The following is an 8,342-nucleotide window of genomic DNA, read 5'->3' as shown; positions in this document are numbered from 1 at the left end:
AATAGTAGAAAAATGTTCAAATGGCTGGTATAAAATAAAATACAATGGATCATATGGATATATATCAGGAAAATATGTAAAATTAAGTTAATATAATTATTTATTAATAATATAGAAAAAAGCTAACAAGTCTTTAAAGTACTTCCTGTCTATTTGGCAGGGGTACTTATTTTTTTACAGATAATACCAGTTTTATTTTGTGGTAAAAATACCAAATTTTATAAAAAATATAGTAAAATATAAATATATTAAGAGGAGGCGATAATATGAAGCTTTTTGGTAAAAAAATCGTATCAATATTTTTAGCATTGGCTATAGTAATTTCTAGTTTTGCAATTCTTGGAACTACAGAAGTAGATGCCGCAACAAGTAGTTTAAAGACTTTAAAAGCTAACACGACATATACTTATAATTTAGATGGAAAAGGAAGTAGCGAAAAAATTAAATTTACAAGAAGTGCTATAAATTCCACAGATTATAAAATCAAATTATACATAAATGGAAAATACGTAACAAGTGTACAAGAATGGCATTATGGTTCATATCCATCAAAGGAAGTTCGTATATTCGATTTTTATTCAAAAGACAGCAGCAAAGAAATTTATATGAAGGGTGACAATTCAGCAAAAATAGTAAAATACAATAGTGGTAAATACACTATAAAAACTATATCAGGAGCAAGTGATATTAACTCTTATAATAGCAGTACAGGTATAGTTAAAATAGCTAGATGGATAAATGATAATGTTCTTATGAGTTGTATTTCAGAATACAAGGTTTCAGGATATAGTATTACTAAACAACCTATAAATTATGGGATAAATCCAGATATGCTTACTATTAGATACAAAGCATTAAAGGATATTAAAGCATATAAAAAACCAAACTCATCAACTGTAGCATTTACAATAAAAAAAGGTAATATAGTATATGCAACTGCAACTTATTCAAAGGATTCAAAGAAATATATCAGATTTGAAACTTCTTCAGGTAAGATTGGTTGGGTAAAAGTTTCATCAGTATCAAAGGTTCCAACTAGTATGTTTAAAAATATAGGATATCCTATGTATTAAAGTTATTTAAAATATATTAACATTGTATATAATAAATTAAATATAATAATAAATCTAGAAATTGTAAATTTGTAGGAATATAATTAAAAGGTACAGAAATAATTCTGTATCTTTTAATTTTTAGGGGGAAATTTTATGTTAAATGATAGAGTGGATAAATTAGTAGATAAATATTTAGATGAAGTAATATCGATAAGAAGACATATACATCAAAATCCAGAGCTTAGCTTAAAGGAATTTGAAACATCAAAGCTTGTAGCATGTGAATTGAAGAAATTAGGACTTAAATTACAAGAAGGAGTTGGCAAAACTGGTGTAGTATCTAATTTAAATCCAAATAAAACTCACAAAACTTTGATGCTAAGAGCAGATATGGATGCACTTCCAATACAAGAAGAAACAGATTTAGAATTTAAATCAAAAAATCCAGGAGTGATGCATGCCTGTGGTCATGATATACATACATCAGTATTACTAGGAGTAGCCAAGATTTTAAATGAGATAAAGGATGAAATAGATGGAAACGTAAAATTTGTATTTCAACCAGCAGAAGAAAATAATCCAGTAGGTGGTGCTCCACTTATGATAAAAGAAGGTGTTTTAGAAAATCCTCATGTAGACAATGCAGTTGCACTTCATGTATGGGATTATTCAACTGGAACAATCGCTGTCAAACCAAATGCTATGATGTCAGAATCAAATAGAATTTTTATAACTATAAAGGGCAAGGCATCACACGCATCAAAGCCACATGAAGGTCACGATGCTATAGTATGTGCAGCCTATCTAATAACTCAGCTTCAAACTATAGTAAGTAGAAATACAGATCCAAGCGATGTAGTAGTGCTTACATTATCTAAAATAAATGGTGGTATAAGATATAATGTACTTCCATATGAAGTATCAATAGAAGGAACTGTTAGATGTTCAAGTGTTGCAGCTTGTGAATCTCTTCCAGATAGAATAGAACAGATAATAAGTGATGTATGCCATATTCATGGTTGTGATTATGAGTATGAATTTAATCATGGATATCCTGTGACATTTAATGATCCAAAGCTTACTAAGCTAGTGAAGAAGTCATTGATAAATAGTATAGGTGAAGATAATTTAGTTGAAATGGATAATCCGGATACAGGTGGAGAGGATTTCTCTTTCTTCGCTAGGGAGGTTCCTTCTTGCTTTATGTTTTTAGGATGTAAATCTGAAAAAAATCAAGATACTTGTATATTACATAATTCTAAATTTGATTGTGATGAGGATTGTATAAAAACTGGAATTAAGGCTATGGTAAATATAGTTATAGATTATTTTAAGTAAGAAAATCTTTATCCTAAAGATCCATAATGTTGATTTTCTTGAAATGCATGACGGAAATTATATTTATCTAAAATTTCAAAGGAATATAATTTCCTATGCATTATAAAAATATCAAAAAGTTGGAGGAAATTAGCCCTCCAGCTTTTTAAATTTAATGATTATATTAATAAAAAAATCTCTGTAAGGCTTGAAAATACAGGCTTTCAAAAAATATAAAAATTTTTTGGAAAAAATTAGCACTCAACTGTTGACAGTGCTAATAAAAAGTTGTATTATATAGTCATAAGGATAAAGGATAACAAATAAGACATAAAAACAATATGCAAACGAATAAAAGCTTGGATTTTAAAACAAGCTAAAGATTTTAAAAATATAATAGAGGTTCAACTAAAGCATACAGAGTATGCTTAAATTTAGCAGTTGACTTAGCACTCGACAACATAGAGTGCTAATAAGAAAAGAAAGGATGATGTGTTATGTTATTTCCAGAAAGAAGATTTGGTTTAGTTAATAATAGTAATTTATTTGATTATCTTTTCAGTGATCCAGTTTTTAATGTAAATACAACAAATACAACAAACAGAATGGCTACAGATATTAAAGAAAACGAAAATGGATACGAACTTGCTATGGAGGTTCCAGGATTTAATAAAGAAGATTTAAAAATAGAATTAAAAGAAGGATACCTAACAATTACTGCTGAACACAATACAACAAATGATCAAAAAGACAACGAAGGACGTGTAATAAGAAAAGAACGTTACTACGGTAGCTCTAAGAGAAGCTTCTATGTAGGCGATCAAATAGAAAAACAAGATATAAAAGCTAAATACGATAAAGGTATATTAAATGTATTTGTACCTAAAAAAGATCTTAAGAAAATAGAAAATAAACAAACTATAGAAATACAATAATTATTGTAGATTAGAAGTTAAAAATTAAAAGGCTAGTAAGGGAGGCTTCATGATAAGCCTTCCAGTAAATAAATTAATAATAAATATAATTAATAAGGTTTCAACCAGAGCAAAGGGTATGCTCAAATAAAATGGTTGAGTTAGCACTCCAGACATAGAGTACTAATGTATAGAAAGGATAGATGCTTTATGTTATTCCCAGAAAGATTTAATTTTAATAAGAGTTTATTTGATGACTTTTTTACAGACCCAATGTTTAATGTAAATACAGCAAACGTAATGTCTACAGATATCAAAGAAAAAGACAATGGATATGAACTTGATATGGAAGTTCCAGGATTCAACAAAGAAGACTTAAAATTAGAGTTAAAAGATGGATATCTAACAATTAGTGCTGAACACAAAACTTCAAATGATCAAAAAGACAACAATGGACATATAATAAGACAAGAACGTTATTATGGTAGTTCTAAGAGAAGCTTTTATGTAGGTGATCAAATAACACAAGAAGATATCAAGGCAAAATACGATAAAGGTATTTTGAATGTATTTGTACCTAAGAAAGAAGTTAAGAAAATCGAAGGTGGACAAGTTATAGAAATACAATAATAAATAATAGATACATATATTTCCTTTTTAATTTAATTACGATTAGGTAGGCTTAGTGCCTACCTAATTTGTTTTGTTTAGATTTCAAAGATCTTGTCTAGATTAATCTTATTTACTTGACTATAAAAATAATAAAACTTAAAATAAAAATTGAGAATAGTTATTGATAAACATAATTTTATAGTTGGAGAATAGATATGAAAAAAAAGGATATAATATTAATAATTGTGGTATTACTTGTGGCATGTATTGCTTTCGGTGCGAAGTTTTTGCTTAGTAAGCAGGGAGGAGAAGCCACTATAACGGTAGATGGCAAGGTTTATGGGAAATATTCTATAGACGAGGATCAGACTATTAATGTAGACGATCATAATACAGTCGTAATAAAAGACGGTATTGTACATATGGAGGATGCCGATTGTCCAGACAAGCTTTGTATAAAACAAGGTGAGATAAGCTCTGATGGAGAAAAAATAGTCTGCCTTCCAAATAAAACTATAGTTCAAGTAAGCAGCGACAAAGAAAGCGATTACGATGTCAAAGTAAAATAATTAAAAAATAAACCCTATACATAGCACACGAATAAATGCTGTATAGGGTATTTTTATTATTTACCATTCTAATTCTTCAGGTTTTCTAAGCTTTTGATGTTTATATATCGGAACATTGTATGTGCTTCCTAATTTTCTAACTAAATCCTTGTAGCAGCCCTTTAGCTTGTCGTGGAAGAATATAGCTTCGATTCCTCCATCTATAGAATCTACACATTTGCAAGCGCGTTCAAAACCGCTATCTTCTTGATAATCTCCACTTACTAGCCATTGATTTGCTATTATATGTGAAACTCCAAATGTTTCATCGCCCCAAGTTTTAAATACTGCTTCGGCAAAATTTGGTTCGAAGTGAACACCACCTACACATAATATATTGTGAACCTTAAGTCCATCATCATCGAATACATGCACAAGTGTACGAGCTAAAGCTCTACAAGCCTTTTCGTCATTCCAGCTATCTAAGCTGCTTCCAACCTCTATATCCACCATAGGAACTGGATATTCTATTAATAAATTAGGATTACCTTCTCCATCGTGTACTCCTGACCAATGAGTAGCTTCAGTTGCAACATGGTATTGTTCTAGTCCTAATTCTATTCTGTTTTTTTCGTAAGCTAATAATAGATTTCTCATAAATCTAGGATGAGCTTTAGTGAATACGCCAGAATTTACATCTCCTAGAGAGTGTACAGTTAGAACGTTTTCGGGAGCATGTGTACCTTCATGCCAAGTTACCATAGCAGACATATCAAAATCTGCGAAATTAGCATTCATATAAGGTAAGAAACGTTCATAATCTAAACATAAGGCAATATCTGTTGGAACGAAGTAGTATTCATTTTTTTCATCGGAGTATTTCATTACCTCTTGTCCAGCAAACATTATGCCTGTGTGTTCTTGAAAAAATCCTTCTTCATCTAAGATGTTCCAGACTTTAGATGCTACATGACCCCAGTTAGTATTATTACATATATAGTATACTGCCTTCATATTAATTACCCTCCAAAATTTTAATCGATTAAATTCATTATATTAATAATAGTAAGTTTTATCAATTAAAGTTATAAAATTTATAAAATTTTTAGCACTCAAGACTTGACAGTGCTAATAAAAGTGCTATAATAAAATATATAAGAAATAGAAATAAAAATACTGATTGAATATATCGGTATATTTTTTTACTTGAGAGTTAGCACTCGAAAGGTAAGAGTGATAATAAAATTTCTTATATGGAAGTTCGATGAGTAAAATTAATTAGAATAGTTTTATGAAATAAATAGAAAAGAAATAGAACTTTTAGCAAATACCCTTATAAGCAAGGGAGGCATCCCTTGTTATTTTTTTTGAAAAATAAATAACACTAATATATAAATAATTTTAAATTTAGGAGGTTATCGAAATGGCATTAAAACAAGGAAGTATCTCAATAGATACTGAAAATATTTTTCCAATAATTAAGAAATGGTTATATTCAGACAAGGATATATTTATAAGAGAATTAATAAGTAATGGCTGTGATGCAGTTAGCAAACACAAAAGATTAGTATCTCTAGGAGAAATTAATGACGATGGTCAACCTTATAAAATAACTGTTTCAGTTAGCAAGAAAAACAAAACTCTATCATTCAGCGATAATGGTATAGGTATGACTGCAGATGAAATAGATAAATACATAAATCAAGTTGCTTTCTCAGGGGCAGAAGATTTCTTCAATAAATACAAAGATAAAATGGAAGAATCAAATGATATAATAGGGCACTTTGGTCTAGGCTTCTATTCAGCATTTATGGTAGCTAGCAATGTTGAAATAGATACACTTTCATATCAAGAAGGTGCAACTCCTGTAAGATGGCAATCAGAAGATGGTATGCAATTTGAAATAACTGAAGATGGAACTAGAACTGAAAGAGGTACAACAATAACTCTTACTATAGCAGATGATAGTGATGAATTTTTAGATGAATACCATGTAAGACGTATCATTAAAAAATACTGCTCATTCTTACCAGTAGAAATATATGTAGAAAATCCTGACAGAGAAGAAGAAGAGGCTAAGAGAAAAGATGAAGAAGCAGCTAAAAAAGCAGAAGAAAGAGCAAAGGCTGAAGCAGAAGGTGAAACTGTAGAAGAAGAACCAGAAGAAGAAACAGAACCAGTAAAACCAACTCCATTAAATGATACAAATCCATTATGGTTAAAATCACCTAAGGATTGTACTGATGAAGAATATATAGACTTCTACAGAAAGGTATTCAATGTTTACGAAGAACCATTATTCTGGATTCACTTAAATATTGATTATCCATTTAACCTAAAAGGAATTTTATACTTCCCTAAACTAAAAAATGAATTTGAATTAGTTGAAGGTGAAGTTAAATTATACAACAATCAAGTATTCGTTGCAGATAATATAAAAGAAGTTATACCAGAATTCTTACTATTATTAAAAGGTGTTATAGATTGCCCAGATCTACCACTTAATGTATCAAGAAGCTTCTTACAAAACGATAGAGAAGTAGGCAAGATTTCTAAAAATATAGTTAAGAAGGTTGCAGATAAATTAAAATCATTATATAAAAATGAAAGAGAAAAATACGAAGGCTTCTGGCATGATATCCAATTATTTATTAAATTTGGTTGCTTAAAGGATCAAAGCTTCTATGATAGAGTAAAAGATTATATCATATATAAAGACCTTAATGACAAGTACATAACATTAAATGAATATCTAGAAGAAGCAAAAGATAAACACGAAAACAAAGTATTCTACGTTGTAGATAAAGAAAAACAAGCTCAATATATTAAATTATTTGAAGAATATGGCTTAAATGCACTTGTATTAGATTGTGCAATAGATGATAACTTCATATCACTACTTGAATATGCACAACCTGGAGTAAGATTCAAGAGAATAGACTCAGATTTATCTGATGTATTAAAGGATGAAGACGCTGAAAAAGACGAAAAGGCAGATGAAGAAATAACTAAATTCTTCGAAGAAATTGTAGGAGATAGAATTCAAAAATACACAGTTGAAAGCTTGAAGAAAGAAGACACTCCAGCAGTTATATTGATTTCAGAAGAATCTAGAAGAATGATGGAAATGCAAAAGAGATTTAATGACCTTAACTATGGATTTGATTTACATGAAGAAAAAACATTAGTTATAAACGACAAGAATCCTCTAATACAAAAAGTATTATCTATCAAGGATGACGAAAGTAAGAAGGAAGATGTAGAAGTAATCTGTAATCAAATAGTAGACCTAGCATTACTTGCTAATAAAGAATTAAGCGCAGATGAGTTAGACCTATTTATTAAGAGAAGTAATGAATTGATGACTAGAGTAATATCACTATAAATTAGCTTTCCTCTAAAGCTTTTACATAATATAATATAAACAAAAAACGGGACTATGTGAAATTATCATAGCCCCGTTTTAATTTTTCTTATTTTAAAGCTCTTTTTATAAATTCATAAGCATAGGATTTGCAAATTTCTAAGTCTGTAGATTTATTTTCACAGAATGAATTTGCGATACCACTACAGGCGCTTATCATTACGAATCGCTGATAATCTTTATTGTCATCTTCTTTTATTATACCTTCAGTTACTCCTATAGATATAATTTTTGTTGTTATAGAATAAAGATCATTTTTTAGATTATCTAATATAGAGTCATTTTTTAAATAATCGCAAAAATCTTTGATTTTAAAGTTACTAGAAAGTAATTGAAAATAAGGAGAAATAGTTATAATTCTATTTGTAAAAAAATCAAATAATATATAGCAGTTTTCTTTAAATGTAAGATTTTCATCAATTTTACTTGAAAAAATATTAACTTCCTCATAAAAATTATATACTAAAGATTT

At 29.0% G+C, this 8,342-nt stretch carries 9 protein-coding genes; 7 read left to right on the top strand and 2 right to left on the bottom strand.

What is annotated here, in order from left to right:
* Position 1 precedes the first annotated feature (1 nt).
* The 6 genes from SPD90_RS15355 (at position 2) to SPD90_RS12280 (ending at position 4,467) form a co-directional block, all read left to right on the top strand.
* Complete coding sequence (locus SPD90_RS15355; protein ID WP_442909076.1) at positions 2-91, top strand: SH3 domain-containing protein; 90 nt, start codon at positions 2-4, stop codon at positions 89-91.
* Positions 92-266: 175 nt separating this feature from the next.
* Complete coding sequence (locus SPD90_RS12300) at positions 267-1,073, top strand: hypothetical protein (RefSeq protein ID WP_320626248.1); 807 nt, start codon at positions 267-269, stop codon at positions 1,071-1,073.
* 135 nt (positions 1,074-1,208) lie between these two features.
* The gene (locus tag SPD90_RS12295; RefSeq protein WP_320925420.1) at positions 1,209-2,393 is read left to right on the top strand and encodes a M20 metallopeptidase family protein; all 1,185 of its coding nucleotides are present in this window, start codon (positions 1,209-1,211) and stop codon (positions 2,391-2,393) included.
* Between the two features lie 476 nt (positions 2,394-2,869).
* Positions 2,870-3,307: an Hsp20/alpha crystallin family protein gene (locus SPD90_RS12290; protein ID WP_320626250.1), complete on the top strand. Its 438-nt coding sequence runs from the start codon at positions 2,870-2,872 to the stop codon at positions 3,305-3,307.
* A 165-nt stretch (positions 3,308-3,472) separates the two neighbouring features.
* Complete coding sequence (locus tag SPD90_RS12285) at positions 3,473-3,916, top strand: Hsp20/alpha crystallin family protein (RefSeq protein WP_331680577.1); 444 nt, start codon at positions 3,473-3,475, stop codon at positions 3,914-3,916.
* Positions 3,917-4,113: 197 nt separating this feature from the next.
* The gene (locus SPD90_RS12280; protein ID WP_320925419.1) at positions 4,114-4,467 is read left to right on the top strand and encodes a NusG domain II-containing protein; all 354 of its coding nucleotides are present in this window, start codon (positions 4,114-4,116) and stop codon (positions 4,465-4,467) included.
* 60 nt (positions 4,468-4,527) lie between these two features.
* Here SPD90_RS12280 and SPD90_RS12275 read toward each other — a convergent pair whose 3' ends face one another.
* Complete coding sequence (locus SPD90_RS12275) at positions 4,528-5,460, bottom strand: D-aminoacyl-tRNA deacylase (protein ID WP_320925418.1); 933 nt, start codon at positions 5,458-5,460, stop codon at positions 4,528-4,530.
* A gap of 409 nt (positions 5,461-5,869) precedes the next feature.
* Here SPD90_RS12275 and htpG point away from each other — a divergent pair, with 409 nt between their 5' ends.
* Complete coding sequence (gene htpG / locus SPD90_RS12270; protein ID WP_320624969.1) at positions 5,870-7,831, top strand: molecular chaperone HtpG; 1,962 nt, start codon at positions 5,870-5,872, stop codon at positions 7,829-7,831.
* 88 nt (positions 7,832-7,919) lie between these two features.
* On the opposite strand, the gene SPD90_RS12265 is transcribed toward htpG, so the two are convergent.
* On the bottom strand, positions 7,920-8,342 hold a 423-nt coding region (locus SPD90_RS12265; protein ID WP_320925417.1), incomplete at its 5' end, for a hypothetical protein.

The organism is Intestinibacter sp. (genome assembly GCF_034113885.1).
Taxonomy (GTDB): Bacteria; Bacillota; Clostridia; order Peptostreptococcales; family Peptostreptococcaceae; genus Intestinibacter.
The sequence above is the reverse complement of the archived record's forward strand: the minus strand, read 5'-3'. Positions and strand labels throughout refer to the sequence as shown.